The sequence below is a fragment of the Streptomyces sp. NRRL F-525 genome (assembly GCF_000716605.1).
GTDB lineage: Bacteria > Actinomycetota > Actinomycetes > Streptomycetales > Streptomycetaceae > Streptomyces.
Window position 1 is genome coordinate 1 of sequence record NZ_JNXE01000121.1, and the last position, 563, is coordinate 563.

The following is a 563-nucleotide window of genomic DNA, read 5'->3' on the forward strand; positions in this document are numbered from 1 at the left end:
GGGTGTCGGCCTGGTGCTGCTGGAGCGTTTGTCGGACGCCGAGCGCAACGGGCACCAGGTGCTCGCGGTCGTCCGCGGCTCTGCCGTCAACCAGGACGGCGCCAGCAACGGGCTCACCGCCCCCAACGGCCCCGCCCAGCAACGGGTCATCCGCCAGGCCCTGGCCAACGCCCGGCTGACGGCCGATCAGGTCGACGCGGTGGAGGCGCACGGAACCGGGACGACGCTGGGCGACCCGATCGAGAGACCCTGCACATCGATGAGCCGTCCCCGCACGTGGACTGGACGGCCGGCGCGGTGTCCCTTCTCGCCGAGGCGACCCCGTGGCCGCGCAACGGCCACCAGCGCAGAGCGGCCGTCTCCTCCTTCGGGGTGAGCGGTACGAACGCGCATTTGATCCTGGAGGAGGCCGCGCCGGCCGAGGTGCCGGACGAGCCGCCGGTGACGGAGCCGGTGGACACTGCGCCGGTGGCGTGGGTGCTGTCGGCCCGCACCCCCGCAGCGCTGCGGGAGCAGGCAGGCCGGCTGCACACCCACCTGACAGATCAGCCCACGACTACGGC

The 563-nt window shown here is 73.5% G+C and carries 1 pseudogene; it reads left to right on the forward strand.

The window, feature by feature from the left end:
* Positions 1-563, forward strand: a pseudogene (locus OO69_RS51135) (ketoacyl-synthetase C-terminal extension domain-containing protein); the annotation flags it as partial.